We start from the raw sequence: 16,174 nt of genomic DNA, 5'->3' as shown, positions 1-16,174 counted from the left end.
GGGTATGTTCCGAATCAGAAGGTCAGCAGCAGGAGGATTGGCGCACGGGTCTGTCTTTCATGGAAGCCAGCCGTCCTTGATGGTCGTGAACCCAGGACTGGTGGGCTTGCGTAGTGACGTTCAGAACATCCAGTGCCCATTGTTCAAGCTCGGGATGCAGGCGGTAGTAAACCCACTGACCCTGCCTGCGATCCGCGAGTAACCCGCAGGCACGCAGCTGGGCCAGGTGCCGCGAAACCTTTGACTGGTTGTCATCCAGTGCCCAGATCAACTCGCATACGCACAACTCACCTTCGGCCGAAAGCATGAGCATGATCCGAACGCGGGTTTCGTCTCCAAGGCATTTGAAGAAGGTGTATGGTGCCAGGCTCATAAGCAACCGCTCTGCATATGTGGATAATCGAATATGAAGATGTAACCACATTCAGCCCGCTTGCACAAATGTCTATGACGGGATGAGCGATGGGGATCAATACTCAACGGTCGACCACGGGGCAAAGACACGGAGGGGTTAGCATTAGCCTCAGCACGCGGACGGAGGTTTGATGTTCGAATGGATGCTCGCTGAACGCCATTTGGGATTCAGTACGCTAAGCGTAAAGGCAGGATAGCTGGTCAGGTCGAATGCAATTGAGTGGTCAGCGCGAATGCAATCAACTGGTCAACAGCTATGGAATTCGGTGGTCAGATGCTAGGTAATTTTCCAATATGAAATGGAAGAACAGAAATCTCAGGGAATTAGCGCATTTGGTCTGCGGAGATCCATCACCGGATGGCGTTAGCTATTTTCGGTACAGGTCAAGCAGCTACCTGACCGAGTTTTTCGAGGACTGCGATTTGGATTTCGTCCATGACGGTTCGACTCGATGGTCATGGGTGGCGGATCGACTGGTCGAGGTGTTGAATCAGCCGCAGGCAAGCCCTACGGTTCCCCCGGATGCCTTCATACGGATCATCCGACTATTGTTAGATAGTGCTGATGCTCAACCAAGTGATCCAACACGTTCAAAGGCGCTTTCGAAGCTCAACACAGTCTTAGCACGCGAAGGCTGGGAGGCCTTTTATGACGAGTCAACAACGGGGCATCTGCGTCACATAGCTACGAATACGGTTGCCCAGACAACGAACCCCCATCGCCCTCTGACATCCTCAGAGCTGGTACGTAAGGAACAACTTACTACATATCTCGATAGATGCTCCGAAGACGAGTTGATAGAGGAGGTGCTGCTCCCATTGTTCCGCCAGCTTGGGTTCCACCGAATCACGGCAGCCGGTCACAAAGACAAAGCACTGGAGTACGGCAAAGATATTTGGATGAAATACACCTTGCCCACGCTTCACGTCCTCTATTTCGGCATCCAGGTAAAAAAAGGCAAGCTCGATTCTGCTGGCGTTGGCAAGGCAGGCTCCGCCAATATTGCCGAAATTCACAATCAAGTACACATGATGCTTGGCCATGAAATTTTCGACTCTGAGATTAGCAAACGTGTGCTCGTCGACCATGCTTTCATCGTGGCCGGAGGCGAGATCACCAAGCAAGCGCGAAACTGGATCGGGAACAAGTTGGACGCGGCGAAACGATCTCAGATTATGTTCATGGACAGGGATGATCTCCTTAACCTCTACACGGTTACGAATCTAGCCTTGCCGAAAAAATCCGGCAGCCAACCAGTAAAGCTTAATCCGATGGACATCGATATACCGTTCTAAACTTGGTAGTCGTTGATATCACGCTCACTGCTAAAGAATTTATAGATCAACCACGGGGAAAGCGATGGCGACTGAAAGCGAAGTGAAGATCGGAGGAACGTATATTGGAGGCACCCCGAAGCACGTCGGAGACCACCAGGCTCTGCTGTTTAATGCATCAGATTTGATCGCAATCGGTGAAATAGGGGATTCTGATTTTCGTCGGGCCTACCAAATCACCGTTCGCGAGCTTCGCCGCAGACTCGAAGCTCTAGGATATTCGCTCAGTCATGTTCGTGATGAGATCGTTACCGTCCTCAAGAAGGGCTATGGAGAACTGAGGGACGACAATGCGGCTCAATGCCGAAGCTTCCTCGACTATGGGTGCGCAATCACCGTAGAGATGCTTATAGAGTTGGTGCAGCAATGGAGATGTCGTGATCGAAATGGCTACGACTATATGGCACAGTTTGACCTCGACGACTATTCTAGTGCGATGCTGGATTTCATTCAGGGCAGCAGTTCTGAATGGCTCTTGCCATCTCAGAACATTTGGATTCTAGGCCATCACTTTGAACGTTTACTTTGCGAGATATATTCTGACGATGAACTTTTCACAATTGATTATACTAAACTAATCAAAGCTGGATATTACACTTCCGAACAACAGCCAATTTCAGATGAGTTTGACAGGTCACTTTCACAGTTTAATTCATTGTCCTTCAGACTAATGGAAACGCTTAATGAGGAAGAATCTGAGACTCTTGAATTCAAGGCAGTGTCTTCGGGCAATCCATGCAAGGCCATTGAGCAACAGCTACCTAAATACCTCATAGGCTTTCTCAATAACAAAGGGGGACGCATTCTCTTTGGCGTCACCGACAATGGTGTCGCCGAAGGAGTGCCGTTGGACCGTGATGACCGAGATCTGTTGTTCAGAAAAGTCGCTGCCGCCATTTTGACGATTACTCCTAACGTCCCTCAAAGCGCCGCAGAAATTAAACTCAGGCCACTCATTAGCGTTGGTACTGAAGTAAAGGATAGGTTTGTTGTAGAGATCAGCATACCCAGCGGCAGGCCTAACGAGATGTATTTTACACAAAGCGGTGAAACCTGGATCCGCCACGGAACTTCAACATCAGCTATTAAAGGGCATCAGTTGTTCGTTCACATCTGTGCTCGCTATAGCACTGCCGACGACCTACTCAGAGTCGTTACTCAAAGAGCACATATTGCCATAGACGAAATTAGAAGGCTCGAAAAACAGGGTGACCGTGCAGCGGACGAACTCGCAAGAAAGCAAGGAGAACTATCAGAATTACGTGATAGCGTTTCATCAGCATGGCAAATGCTAAGAGAGACCGACCTTATCTGTCCGACATGTGATTCTCCGGTCGCTAGTAGACACTCGTTCACCCGCACTATGTCTATAGGTAACAGGGATATCGACGCTGATTTTGAATACATCCAGTACGAGTGCGGTTTTGCCACTCGCGATGACTTGGTTGAGTCTGTGACCCCATGCCCAAGGCAAGACGAAGATCTCTCATAGTCGCACAGCGTGTTATGATCGCTAGCAAAGTCGAAAGTGAAGTAGACCTAGAAATCACCATCCGATTCAAAAAAGCGTGTCACCATAGCCAATACTTCCGATGGTAGATGCGCATCTACGAACTGCTTAACGTGTGGAGTCAATAACGGTAACCAAGCCTCCATCTTGACACTGATGACTGTACGAATATACATTTTCGTAGTCTCCACGTCACAGTGTCCCAGTTGAATTCTCAATTGTTCATGAATATCATGAGTATACGCTAAGTTAGGCGTCAACCCATTAACCTTAAAATAGTAGTACACCACATAAGAAGCATAAGTATGCCGTAAAAAATGTGGCGTTATACGTCGACCCAGTACCTTTGACGCTACGCGGAACGCGGCCCAAATATCATGCCTATATACTTCCTTGCCATTTGCATTAATCCATAACGGAGCCACTTCTAGCTTGCCATTTTTTTCTTTAAATAGTTCAGCCCTTCTTGGTCTGCATTGAGTAATATACTCATCATGAACCACACCTAACGCTTCAGTGAGCACTAGACACTTAAGTTTACGCTTACCACCTTTAGGGATATAAGTAAGCTTCTGAAATTTTAAATTTTTTTCTTGGAGATCCGGATAACGGAGCCACTTTGGATTAAGAACATTGGCACCGATTGGAATTTGTACCACTCCACCCACTCTTAGTCCAGTAGTCACCATCATATAGGCTATGTACTTGAAAACAGGATCCTGCCTATTTAACTCATCAGATAGCGCTTTAAAATCCTCATCGCTTAATATCTTTTCCTTGTAGTCAGAAATTTGATTAGTGATATCCAATCCTGGATCTATCTCTATTTTCAAAACAGATTGTGATTTAAAACCATTCCCACTACCAGAACTCAAACGCTGGCCAATGGTATGTTTCGCTGGAAAACGCATTAAATGGGGAATGCCTTCCGAGTCACACCAATCATAGAAGCTTCTCCAAGATCGATAATAAACATTGTAAGACTCTGATATTACTCGACGCTCCTTGAGCGATCTGTGAAGAGCTACTAAATGTACTTCATAGGTAACCATGTCATACCCAAGCCCAAGATCTGCACAATAATCAAACCAAATTTTCATATGATTGTATATATTTTTAAGTGTCTCGATTTCTCGAACGCCGCCTCTTTTCATTGGGGTGCTAGACTGATAAATTAAAAAATCAACTAAGGGGAAGGCGAGCTTTCCTCCAACGTGAGGAATTATGAAACCGTCATCTGTAAGAACAAACTCTAAATACATCCCGCCCCCTATGATCGAACGAGTATAATCTCATCAAACAACTCAACAATATCGAACAACCCTGGATATTCAATAGACGCGTACATATCCATAATTTTCGCTTCTGGGACGCGACTACTCTCCATTCTTTGCCTGTTTCTATCAAGAGCTGTCACTAGCGGCACTATAAACACCACCGCAATACAACGCACATTATTGCAATGTTTAGCGGCCTCCAAAACTTCATATCGATCTGATTTCGTAAGACTACAGGCATCAAATATTAGCGACAGACGCTGAGAGGGCTGTACAGCAGAAGTCCAAGTCGTCTTCCCGCTACCTGGAATACCAATAGTAATGTATAGATTTTTGTCCAATGGCCTAGCCAATAGTATTTTTAGCTCACTGACCGCCTTAACCCATGCCTTAGCCCTACTCAACGAATCTCCCCCTAAAGCAAGGCTGTCTGGCGACACAACTACTGGATTATGGAGGAACGGCACGACCGGCCGGTTCATCACTGGCGCCTCATGCAGCCGAGCTTCTAGCAACTGAATACGATGCTCCAGAGCTTCATTTTTTTCTCTCGCTTGGGTCAAATGGTCCTCTAAACGTTTCTTGATTAAGTTTAGTCGGCTCGCGCTTTCTACAAGACTGTAATTTTCAATCAAAGCGTTACGTAGTTTGTCTTTGATTGATAGCTGATCTACCTCAGCAGCCTGAGCTGAAGAGAGGAAAGACTGGTTAAATTTTTTGACCTCATCACTCAACCTCTTCCAACGCAGGCGCAGCTCGGCGTTAGGCGTATTGAGATGGCCGTAAAAATACTTCCGGTCTGCGCCAGACATCTTTGCTAACTGAGACACTGCCATTTTCTTTCCACTGCGCAAACATTCGGAACGAAGCTGTTCCAGAGCATGCTCGGCACGCGTAAGCTTTAGCCAGCTGTCGTTCATCTGATCTGCTCTAGTAGCGGCGCATAATCCACTACAAAGTTGCGCGCAGTACTTATAAGATGAAGGTTCTTGGAATAATCATCGGCAACTGCCCCTTCTATAAGCTCACGATAAAACTCAAGAGATTGCTCTAGCTTTTCAGATTGGCACTCTGTCAGTAGACAATGATCACACTTAGCGCCTACACATGCGCTTGTAAGTGGGAGTCCAATTGAAGCGAAATCATCTCTGCCGCCTGCGGTGCTCGCGATCAATTTAGTACACGGTTTCTCATCATTATCGTCAGGATTGAACATGCAGATTGATAGTGGAGTGAGTAAAAAATGCATCGACCCGTATAACGCTCGTTCGCGTAGATATTCTTCGATCTTTGCCCCTAGACGGTCTCCAGTTAACCCTTGGAATAGTGGTTCTGATCTTACACCTTCTTTAATTCGATCTCCGGATACTCCTGCCAGCTTCCCCGAAACTGCCGCACGGCTAATACTTTTAACCAGTTTAAGGGATTGTTCCACCAGCACATCTTCACGAGCAGACTTTATGAGAGGATTATTTCTGAAGTACATCTCAGTCATGCTGATATTTTTGTGGGAAAAAAGAGTCATGACGAGTAAAGGCCCTAAAACTGGACTGTTCATAGCAAACCAACCAGCAATTGTTTTCCTAAACTGGTGGGGGTGCGGGAGATAATCTATTCCACTTTCCTCACAAAAACTCTGAACGTAATTAATTATTGACTGATGGCAAACCGGCTCCGTTACATGGTCCGTTTTCTCATTACTATGAAGAGGGGCAATAAGTATGCTACCACGTCGAGTTCCACGCCCCAAGCTCTCCAAAAGTTTTACAGCACGATAAGTTATTTCCGGCACAGGAATTGACACTACCTGTCCAGAGTAATACTCCATGCTGGTTTTCTGTATGGTGACACTTAGGCGGTAGAAATTTTCTACTCCAATGCGGTGATCTAATGTACAGCATCCGACTTTTAAATTTCTCAGCTCACGAGCACGCATGCCAGTTGTAAACAGAATAATTATAACAGCCGCTCGTTTTATATATGAAAAAGCCTTTTCTGCAACTCTCCGATCTAAACGATAAGTAAACCTTGACGAGTCTGATGGCGGTGCATAATGCTCAAATTTTAAGGGAAAGGGTAAATCCTTTCCTAATTCATCAAGCGTGATACCTCTCGCTTCACACTCTTTCAATATACGACCGCGAGTTACCGTATTGCTGCGCTTGACGCTGACAATACCTTCGTAAACGACCTCATAGAATTTAATTAACGGCGATGCGTATTTCTCGATATATTCAACCGCTGTTCTGGCTATTGGAAAGGCAAATTCTAAAGGAATGGGCAGCCACCCTCCAACTTCTTCCTCATCATTGTCAGAACCTAAGGTCTGTTCAGTCAAGTCATCTTTAGCGAAAATATCACTGACTCTATTTCCACCAAACGGATCAGACGTTAATCTTAGACAACTTGGCAAATAATCACTTTGGCAGGATATTCCCCACCACTCTGAAAGAAATCTTACCTTTTCAGCTTTTGTATTCTCATGCCATGTCGATGCTCCGACCTCGACAAAGAATGAATTCAACTCCTCAGTATAGAGTTCGCAAGGTAGTTTGAAATATCCATTTTCATTTACACTGTGCAAATAACCTTGATTTATCAGCCAGTGTACGAACTGCTTGCCGCCTAATAAAATATTATGGACTGTTCTACAAGACCTTTCGAATCTCGCATTAAATCCCAGAAGAACAAAAGCTATTAACTTTAGTAAAAGTTTTGCAGGAAAATAACGCCTCCCGCTCTTTCCTATCATTGAATCAAAGTGTAAGCGCCCTACTCCCTCTCTGCGAAAATCCCAAATATCGTCCTCAAATTTGCTGATTTGAGAGACTTTACGCGGCGCGTAGTACTGTGCAGTCTTATCGAGATCATTCCAACGAACTTCCACAACATTGAGTTGATCAACGGCAATTTCTGTAACTTCGAATGATGATGACTTAGAATCCATATGCTCACCCACGAACGATTATCTCTGGCAGAAAAATGGTCCCTTCACGCGCTTGCTGCCACGCTAGCTCTAGCTCTTTCTTATTTGACCATCCACTCAGCACGTCATAGGCACGAGCAGTTTTACGACCAAACTCGGCATCCCAATATTCGATAGGCATTGATTTTTTAAAGACTTCATACTGAAGGATACGCATTGCAATTCGAGGAAGATGGACACTGAATACCCGACTTTGAGAGCATCCGAGACACATATCGTATTCGCCGCATTCCGATCCAGTCTCGATAATTGCCCATTCGTGATCCGGATGAGTGGGATCAGCACACGCGGTGTATAGTCCAGCCCGGCCGGATAAATCCGAGTATTCGACCCTAACCCCTCGAAACTTACGCGCTTCCTCCACCATTTGAGTTTGCAAGGTGAAAATTCCGATATCAAGAATATCTTTCGACTTTCCAATAGACATGTAACTCGCTAACGTAGTATCAAAATTTGCATGATGCATTGCGCTCTGTAGCTGGCTCGCCAACTCTTGGAAGTTTTGCGATTCTTTAATTGTTTTGAGAAGTTCCTTAGCAGTGAAGACCTTTCGAAAACGCCTGCTATCTAGCGATGTTACTCTCGCTTTAAGTAAGCCTCCGTCATCGTCAAATTGAACATCCCAAATTTCATGGCGATTCAAGAAAGATTGGGATGCAACTCCAAAAGAATCGTGCTCATCATAATCATAAACGCCCTTTTTATTATTCTCCATGTACAACCAGAGATGATCCCGCAACTCAAAATCTGCCAATTTAGATACCGGCTCGGTATACCAAAGTAAAAATTTAAGCATCGGATACATTCCCTCTTCAGCGATCTGTATCCAAGTATCTTCGACACCAATGTGTAAGTTACTTTTCCCTCGATACTTTATTCCTCTAAGCCGACACCTCGAATCGTCAAACGGGTCTTTCCAGTCAAGAGGAGAAATATAACTAGAGCCTATTTTATATCGACGTTTCCAGCTGCACGCGGTCTCTTTATTAGCTCCAGAGTTTATTAAAAAAAACAGAAAAAATGGAAACAAAGAATCACGACTAGGAATCTGCTTTTCATCTAACCTTCGCAATGCAGCTAACTCTCCATTTTTTTGGCGAGCAACCAGACTCACTTTTTCAAAAAACTCTTGAAATTCATCCGGGCACTGTTTAAACATATAAAGGCTTTTAAGCGTGAGTTTCTTTCTGCTTTTATCATCTGGAGATATAGAGTTTTCTACCGCATTCCTGATATTGCATCCGCCTTGCATGAAATCGGATACGATCTCTTTCCAATCGTATTTTTTCACAACCCGTCTTGGCGGTTGATTATTTGAAATACCAAGAGCAAGTTTTTCAAACTCTGCTGCACCAGCAATTATATTATCGACATCTGTGGCGGCAGCTGCAATTAACTGATACATCACCGCGTCACTATAAGGCGGCAGTGGTTCTGATGTATCGAATCTCATCACTGGAACTGAAAACCTCACAGGGTATTCAGATGTGCCCATCAGCAATTCAAGCACCTTGCAAAAGCGTCTGAAAAGGGCAGCCTTATAACTACTTTTTCTATTATCCAAACGTAGCTCACTTCGCCAGCTACATAGCAGTTGAAAATTTAAATCCTCGAAGCTGTTCAGCTCCACACCTTCACGCCTGCAAAACTCTAAAAAAACACTTATGCTATTCCGTGTGTAGGAGCCTTCTGAGTGCGAAACGCGCCTACTCAAGCATATAGTTTTCAAACCCCGTCCGAGGCTTCTCACTGCCCATGGGTATTGTTCTTTGAACTCAGAATAAAAGAACCTAGCCGAATTATAAGATTTGGATTTTAATTCCATCTTAGTCGCAGCTTCGGCATCAATTGTCAGAGAAACCAGCGTACCTTGAGCTTTGCCTTTCTGAGGACGCCATTTGAAAGCACTGGAAAACGGGTATAGACCATCATCGTCGGTAAAATCAAACCGTTGCTGCGTTTTTGCAATCAACAATTCTTGGTCAATATCTACCTGAACTCGCCGGCGACCCACAATCATACCTCCCATATAACGGGTTTCGAATTTTTTCTCTTTTAGTCGGTGTCGACTTCGAGTGAAGTCCCTTCCTGAATTTTTAGCCCGTTTCAGTAGATTTTGAAATGGCTTTCCCATCTTGATAATTAAGTTCGGACCACATTATAAAATACCTCTCAATAGCACCGTATAGCCTCCAACTAGATCATGTTTTGAAAGCTCCCGCCACAGTTTATTCAGCTGACGTACCGATCAATCCTTTGGCCTTGATAATTCAGGCATTTGATCATAACTCCCCCACATCACCGGCTAAACTTAGTGGCTTATTATATATAGGTATTCCTCTGCGCCGAGGTTTAGAAACTATACATTCAAAATATTCAAGACTCATGTAGTTAAACTGACACAGGCAGTTATAAATCTTAGGGCTGATACAACGTGACCACGTAGCAACCCCTATGAGCTGGTAAGCGCTCCTAAGGTCAACACTTTCAGAAATCTAACTTTTTGAGCCAGGGTGCCAAGCCGGGCCACGGCGGCATCCTGCCCAAACACAAGGTCACCAAGGAAATCGCCGAAACCCGCGGCATCCTCATGGGCGAGGACTGCGTTTCACCGTCACGCCACAGCGCGTTCTCCACGCCTGGTGAACTGATGCAGTTCATCGCTCAACTGCGTGAACTCTCGGGCGGCAAACCCGTGGGCTTCAAGTTCTGCCTGGGGCATCCATGGGAGTTCATGGGCATTGCCAAAGCCATGCTGGACACCGGCATTCTCCCTGACTTTATCGTGATCGATGGTACCGAAGGCGGCACCGGCGCTGCGCCGGTGGAGTTCACTGACCACATGGGCGTCCCGATGCGCGAAGGCTTGTTGTTCGTGCACAACACCCTTGTGGGCCTGAATCTGCGAGACAAAATCAAACTGGGTGCCAGCGGCAAGATTGTCAGCGCCTTCGATATCGCCAGCGTGTTGGCCATCGGCGCAGACTGGGCCAACTCCGCTCGGGGCTTCATGTTCGCCATCGGCTGCATTCAGTCGCAAAGCTGCCACACCAACAAATGCCCCACCGGCGTTGCGACTCAAGACGCCCTGCGCCAGCGCGCACTGGTGGTGCCGGACAAAGCCGAGCGGGTCTTCAACTTTCATCGCAATACGCTAAAGGGGCTGGCCGAAATGCTCGCGGCTGCGGGCCTGGATCATCCTTCGCAACTGGAGGCCAAACATCTGGTACGGCGGATGTCGGCCACTGAAATCAAACTGTTTTCCCAGTCCCATGTGTTCCTCGAGCCGGGGCAGTTATTGAATGGCGAAGTGGATGGAAGCTTCTATTCCACGATGTGGCAGATGGCGCGGGCTGACAGTTTTGAGCCTAATGCGGTGGCTTAGCAGAATGAGTCAAGTGATAAGACCTGCCTTGGCGATATTGATCTGTGGCAGGTTTATCTTATGACTAACGGGGCTCTGGTTCTGAAAATGTATTCATTTTTTTCATCTGGATATAGGCATTTCTACCGGAAAGATAGATGTCATAAAGTCCATGATTCACCAATCGCTGCTTATCGATAATCTTCTCGAAATCAGAAGACGACATACCTATTACGTTTGTTATTCCCACGTATGGAAATTGAGATGGCATGACAAGATAGTGCTCCCCTTCTGGGTGCCACCCGCCACCGACATAATTCAATGCGGGATTCTTTACTGCAACAGGCAGACTGGCAGGACGGCGCACCGGGGAGGTGTCAGCATCGACCAGATAGATCACTCCGACACTTCTCAGCTCTAATCGTGAGTGAATATCGTATGCCAACGAGTACAGAATACTGCTCTCAAGCTCTTTCTGGGTCATGAGAATCCGGCCATACATGAATGAAAACGACAACATGCAGAATAGGGGGATCGCCAGTAGCCATGCTGCTTTCTTGCTCAGAGCGCTCAAAAACCGGTGACTGAAGAAGAAGACAAAAAATATCACAGGTGCCAATCCCAGCAGAACTCGCGCACTGGGTTCATACACCCAAAACAACGGAACACATCCCACAACAAGTCCTGCCATCACCGGGACAATCATCACATAGAGCCCTAACAATGCGCCTGTTTCGATGGCTGACTCTCCACGCTTGTATACCTCTGTCGCTCCTTTCAAATAGCCGAGGAACGCACACGTTGAGAACACAATAACCAGCCAACGATTACCCGAATTAACAAATAATAAAAGGCTTTCGACAGCTTGGCTGAAGCGCGCCCATATGACGGTAGGCCAGTGTGTGTCTAAAGGTAGCAATGGTGACCGCCAGGTATTCAAGAACTGCAAGGCAGTTAACCCGTAAATGAGCCCCCCCAACACGACGTGAATGACACGCCTCGCCAGTAATCTGGCCACACCTCCGAACGACGATCCACGTGCGATATTCACGGTAACTTCAACACAATAAAGACCTAGCAAGACGTTTAACAACACCTGATAAAAAGACAGAGAAACTGCGATCAGGACGGCGGGGCCCAACCACGCGTGCCCTCGCCACTCGGACCGGTAGGCGTGAGCATAGAGAACAGTGGCCATCCCTAGCATGACGGCGGGACCGTCGTATTGGTAAATTAATATACCCAAAATAGTGGGACTGAAAAATAATGGCAAAACCACCAGGCAGTCAGCGAGCTTGCACGGCGCAAAATAATATTGAGTAATCACCTGCAACGCAGAGGCCACCACAGGTATTGCAATAAAATGGGCCAGAGGAAATACATTAGGTGTTACCGAGGAAAAGCTTAGTGCATTGTAAAACAGCTGAACCACTACCCTTCCAGCATCCCGCCAAAGTTCATCGCCCTCTAGCAGAGAGCGAAAATTATCATCAAAAAAAAGATAGTCCACTTGAACGATCGGAAAAACAAACAGACTGACAGCAAGCAAGTAGAACCTGAAGACTTCTTGACCGCTCAAATCTCTACGAATAAATCCGTTCACGCCTCGGTCCCTCGCAAAGAACTTCCTCAATCACTATAGTTCGCTGAAGAGTTGCCCGGAAGTCCTGCAATACTCTCCACCACATAGCGCGGCCTGTGCTTGGCTTCCATGTAGATACGCCCCACATACTCTCCTAAAACACCAATCCCGATTAGTTGAATACCGCTAAAAAATAACAAGGCCGTCATCAGCGGCCAATAGTCAGGAATATCGCTACCCCACATCAACCAGTCCACCGCACGGTAAAACCCGTAGCACACCGCAAATAACGAAAGCGTACAGCCCACATAGGTCCATATCCGGAGCGGTACGGTGCTGAAAGAAGTAACGCCATCCAGGGCCAGATGCCAAAGTTTGCGGGCATTGAATTTCGTCTGCCCGGCAACCCTGGCGGCTCTTTCATAGTCAACAATCACGGTATGAAAACCCGCCCAGGAAAGTAATCCTTTCATGAACAATTCATGCTCCGGCAGTGCTTTTATAACGTCCACGACCTTGCGATCCATCAGGCGGAAGTCACCTACGTTTGCTTCAATCCGTGTACTACCAATGACATTCATGAGTCGATAAAAAAACGCGGCCGCGTAACGTTTCAAACGACTGTCAACCGAGCGGTCCTGGCGCCTGGCCAACACCACATCGGCTCCTCTTTGCCACTCAATGACCATGCGTGGAATAACGCTGATCGGGTCCTGCAAATCGACGTCTATTGGAATGGCGGCATCGCCACTGGCGTATTCGAGGCCAGCGAGAAGGGCGGCTTCTTTGCCAAAGTTCCGGGACAGGTTTATCAGCAGCACTTCGTCATCACCCGCAATCAGTGCCCGAACTACCTGTTCGGTTTGATCGGTGCTGCCGTCATTGATAAAGACAATCTGCACGGTGTTTCCGTGCAACCAGGGTTCCTGCCTGACAGCTTGGTAAAATAGTGGAATAGCCAACGCTTCGTTGAAAACCGGCGCTATCAGGGAGATTTTCAAGGGTGCCTCCTGAAAATCAGATACCTGGAGCAGCAATAGCCAAGGCTCAAGCTAAGCCCTGAAGAAACAACAAGCGTCACCAGCAGAGGTGTCCCTTGCCCATCCGATATATGGCCAACAATAAAGCTCATCGCCCCCATGAAGAACATGAAAAGCAGATAGCCCGACCATGACAATCGAGCGCTGAAGGTATAAAGAGCATTGGCGTAAAACGAGAAAGAAGCAGCTACAACAAAGCCGACCAGATTGCCCAAAGATTGAGGGGCGAACCAACCCAGGCACAAGACAAGAAACACCGTCCAATGGATAACAGTGTTGCAGATGCCTATCAACAGATAGCGTGAAAATCCTCTTAGATCAGGTGTCATGCGGGCATCACCCTGGCTTCACATCACTTACCGGCTTCCCTGACAACCGACAGCACCACTGGATGACAAACTAATTAAAGGTCACCACCATCAATGGCGTATGACCAATGGTCGGAGGCCCTCTCCAGGCACCTGACGGTATCGAGACATTCTGTAATTAGCCTGCCTTTGCATTTGCACTGAAAATCCTCCACCCTGCCGCGCCGCCGGACAAGCTAGGCCACCTTGAGTGACCGGCGGCGCGGAACCTAGAGCCCTCGCGGCTGATCTTTATCCCTTACAACATTAAAGAGCCTACCGTTATGACTAACGGACGCGACCTGCGCATCGACTTCTTTCGGGGCCTGGCGCTGATCTTCATTTTTTGGGATCACGTGCCTGACAACCCCCTTGCCCAATTGACCGTACGCAACTTCGGCTTCAGTGACGCTGCGGAAATTTTCGTCTTCCTGGCGGGTTACGCTGCCATCCTTGCCTACGGCCGTATTGCCCGACGTGACGGCTTTGTTGTTTCCACCGTACGAATTCTGCGTCGCACCTGGGTGCTCTATGTCGTGCACATCTTTCTACTGACGCTGCTGATGGGCATTGTTTTCGTTGCCAATCATTACGTAGAAACCCGCGACATGATTCAGGAAATGGGCCTGCAACATTTTGTCGCTGACCCGCAGCAAGCCTTGGCCGATCAACTGCTATTGCGCTTCAAGCCCAACCTGACCGACCCGCTTCCGCTCTACATCCTGCTATTGCTGGCCTTGCCGCTTATTCTGCCAATGATGTTGCGCAACATGACCCTGACGGTAGGTTTGTCGATTGGGCTGTATCTGATGGTGCCCCTGCTGGGCTGGAATATTTCGGCATATGAAGGCGGTGGCGTCTGGTACTTCAACCCGGTGGCCTGGCAATTATTGTTCGTACTTGGCGGCGCGTGTGCACTGACTTCCGAAGCTAAACCCTCAACCGATATCGAACCGCGGCCTCTGACCAGACAGCCACTGTTCATGATCTCTGCGATGTATCTGTTAGTTGCGGCGGTCATGGCATTCTCGTGGAAATTCCCGGTACTGCATCCGGTCCTGATGCCGCAGTTCGTCGCCGATGGGCTCTACCCGATCAACAAGACCGATCTGGGTCCACTGCGTTTGCTGCACTTTCTGGCCTTGGCGTATTGCGTCGCCAAACTGTTACCCGCACAAAACACATGGGTGCAAAGCTGGCCCGCGCAACAAGCCTGCCGCATGGGGCGCTACTCGCTGGAGATCTTCTGCCTGGGCGTCTTGCTCGCGCCAATGGCCGACATGATCAACGCACTGGCCGGTGATACCTGGCCAATGCAAGTCTGCACTGCCCTCCTCGGCCTCGGGCTGATGATGCTGATGGCCGCCTGGCTTGACCTGAACAAACGCCTCGGCCGACCAAAACCAGCAAATGCGGTCGCAGTTTGAGACCAGCGTCACAATAAGGCCTCCTCTCAGAAGTTTCCTACACCTTTATCAGGCCAAGTTTTTCCTTAATTGGCCGCTAAGAAAGAGGTAAGGAAACTCAAGAGGAAGTCATTTTGGAAATCAATTCTGCAGCGAGCGTCAGCAACCTTTATTCGGTGGTGCCTGGTAAGGTCAGGGGTATTGAAAAGCCGATCACAGAGGTGGACACCCTGGTGGTTGGCAAGACGGATAGCGTGGAGAAATTCGCACTGCACACAGCCGCAAAAGCGTCCCAGAAGGTGGAAGAAATTGAGCATTACGTCTATGAGGAAGCGCCATGGCTAAAGCTAAAGTTTGATGATCCCGTTATGGAACTGTGTAAGGAAGGGATATACCTAATCAATATAACCTTAGAATCATCCCACAAACTTGACAAGATAAATTCATCATTTAAAGAATTCTCCAAGCGCCTTAACGACCTCCGACCAGACATTTTCTCGACAAACTACAGTTTCACCCTGGACGAAAACGCAAACATCAAGATACTGGACGGACGACAGCCATTAAGTGAGGCGGACAAACTGTGGTTGACCGACGAAATTAACAAGTTTAAAGATTTCAGAAGTTCGGTCCATGCCCACTCCAAAGCGCTGATGGCGCTCGTGGATCACAGAAGGGATTTCGGCAAGTACAACTTGAACAGGCATAACTTTCAAACGACCATTGACTACAGGGACATCCTTAACACCTCAAACCGTGACTTTCATGGCAGATCTTTAAAAATGGTGAGCAGCTATACACCCATGAGGTCAGAACCGCGAATCAATACGTACGCTTAGCATGACGGAGGTGCCCGCCGGGGAATGCTTGGGGCCCTCGCTTTCTTCTTCTGACAATAGTCATAAAATTCTCA

Annotated in this window: 12 protein-coding genes and 1 pseudogene; 5 read left to right on the top strand and 8 right to left on the bottom strand. The window is 47.6% G+C overall.

What is annotated here, in order from left to right; genetic code table 11:
• Positions 1–22 precede the first annotated feature (22 nt).
• On the bottom strand, positions 23–373 hold the full coding sequence (locus K3169_RS06890; protein WP_187602147.1) for a metalloregulator ArsR/SmtB family transcription factor: 351 nt from the start codon (positions 371–373) through the stop codon (positions 23–25).
• 335 nt (positions 374–708) lie between these two features.
• Here K3169_RS06890 and K3169_RS06885 point away from each other — a divergent pair, with 335 nt between their 5' ends.
• Both K3169_RS06885 and K3169_RS06880 read left to right on the top strand, forming a co-directional pair.
• Entirely contained in the window at positions 709–1,710 is a 1,002-nt protein-coding gene (locus tag K3169_RS06885; protein ID WP_187602148.1) for a hypothetical protein, read from the top strand.
• Between the two features lie 64 nt (positions 1,711–1,774).
• Entirely contained in the window at positions 1,775–3,241 is a 1,467-nt protein-coding gene (locus tag K3169_RS06880) for an RNA-binding domain-containing protein (RefSeq protein ID WP_187602149.1), read from the top strand.
• 47 nt (positions 3,242–3,288) lie between these two features.
• On the opposite strand, the gene K3169_RS06875 is transcribed toward K3169_RS06880, so the two are convergent.
• Genes K3169_RS06875 through K3169_RS06860 form a run of 4 tightly spaced genes read right to left on the bottom strand, consistent with a single transcriptional unit; the run spans position 3,289 to position 9,551 of the window.
• Positions 3,289–4,521 carry a tyrosine-type recombinase/integrase gene (locus tag K3169_RS06875; RefSeq protein ID WP_187602150.1) on the bottom strand — a complete coding sequence of 411 codons (1,233 nt, stop codon included), beginning with the start codon at positions 4,519–4,521 and terminating at the stop codon, positions 3,289–3,291.
• A gap of 8 nt (positions 4,522–4,529) precedes the next feature.
• Entirely contained in the window at positions 4,530–5,456 is a 927-nt protein-coding gene (locus K3169_RS06870) for an AAA family ATPase (protein WP_187602151.1), read from the bottom strand.
• A complete protein-coding gene (locus K3169_RS06865) occupies positions 5,453–7,483 on the bottom strand; it encodes a site-specific integrase (RefSeq protein WP_263270733.1) in 2,031 nt (676 codons plus the stop codon). The genes K3169_RS06870 and K3169_RS06865 overlap by 4 nt, the downstream gene beginning before the upstream one ends.
• A 4-nt stretch (positions 7,484–7,487) precedes the next feature.
• Positions 7,488–9,551: a hypothetical protein gene (locus K3169_RS06860; RefSeq protein ID WP_263270732.1), complete on the bottom strand. Its 2,064-nt coding sequence runs from the start codon at positions 9,549–9,551 to the stop codon at positions 7,488–7,490.
• 474 nt (positions 9,552–10,025) lie between these two features.
• Between K3169_RS06860 and K3169_RS06855 the strand changes: the two are divergent.
• A pseudogene (locus K3169_RS06855) lies at positions 10,026–10,907 on the top strand (glutamate synthase-related protein); the annotation flags it as partial.
• Positions 10,908–10,971: 64 nt separating this feature from the next.
• Here K3169_RS06855 and K3169_RS06850 read toward each other — a convergent pair.
• Genes K3169_RS06850 through K3169_RS06840 form a run of 3 tightly spaced genes read right to left on the bottom strand, consistent with a single transcriptional unit; the run spans position 10,972 to position 13,837 of the window.
• On the bottom strand, positions 10,972–12,489 hold the full coding sequence (locus K3169_RS06850; protein WP_263270730.1) for a glucosyltransferase domain-containing protein: 1,518 nt from the start codon (positions 12,487–12,489) through the stop codon (positions 10,972–10,974).
• 26 nt (positions 12,490–12,515) lie between these two features.
• Positions 12,516–13,469, bottom strand: coding sequence for a glycosyltransferase family 2 protein (locus K3169_RS06845; RefSeq protein ID WP_263270729.1), 954 nt, complete (start codon positions 13,467–13,469; stop codon positions 12,516–12,518).
• The gene (locus K3169_RS06840; RefSeq protein ID WP_099267555.1) at positions 13,466–13,837 is read right to left on the bottom strand and encodes a GtrA family protein; all 372 of its coding nucleotides are present in this window, start codon (positions 13,835–13,837) and stop codon (positions 13,466–13,468) included. The genes K3169_RS06845 and K3169_RS06840 overlap by 4 nt, the downstream gene beginning before the upstream one ends.
• A gap of 302 nt (positions 13,838–14,139) precedes the next feature.
• Between K3169_RS06840 and K3169_RS06835 the strand changes: the two genes are divergently transcribed.
• Together K3169_RS06835 and K3169_RS06830 are read left to right on the top strand one after the other, a co-directional pair.
• The gene (locus tag K3169_RS06835) at positions 14,140–15,282 is read left to right on the top strand and encodes an OpgC domain-containing protein (protein ID WP_122808322.1); all 1,143 of its coding nucleotides are present in this window, start codon (positions 14,140–14,142) and stop codon (positions 15,280–15,282) included.
• A 113-nt stretch (positions 15,283–15,395) separates the two neighbouring features.
• The gene (locus tag K3169_RS06830; RefSeq protein ID WP_231677087.1) at positions 15,396–16,100 is read left to right on the top strand and encodes a hypothetical protein; all 705 of its coding nucleotides are present in this window, start codon (positions 15,396–15,398) and stop codon (positions 16,098–16,100) included.
• Positions 16,101–16,174: the final 74 nt, after the last annotated feature.

The organism is Pseudomonas phytophila (genome assembly GCF_025643095.1).
Taxonomy (GTDB): Bacteria; Pseudomonadota; Gammaproteobacteria; order Pseudomonadales; family Pseudomonadaceae; genus Aquipseudomonas; species Aquipseudomonas quasicaspiana.
Note: the sequence above shows the minus strand (reverse complement) of the source record. Positions and strands in the feature narration are given on the sequence as shown.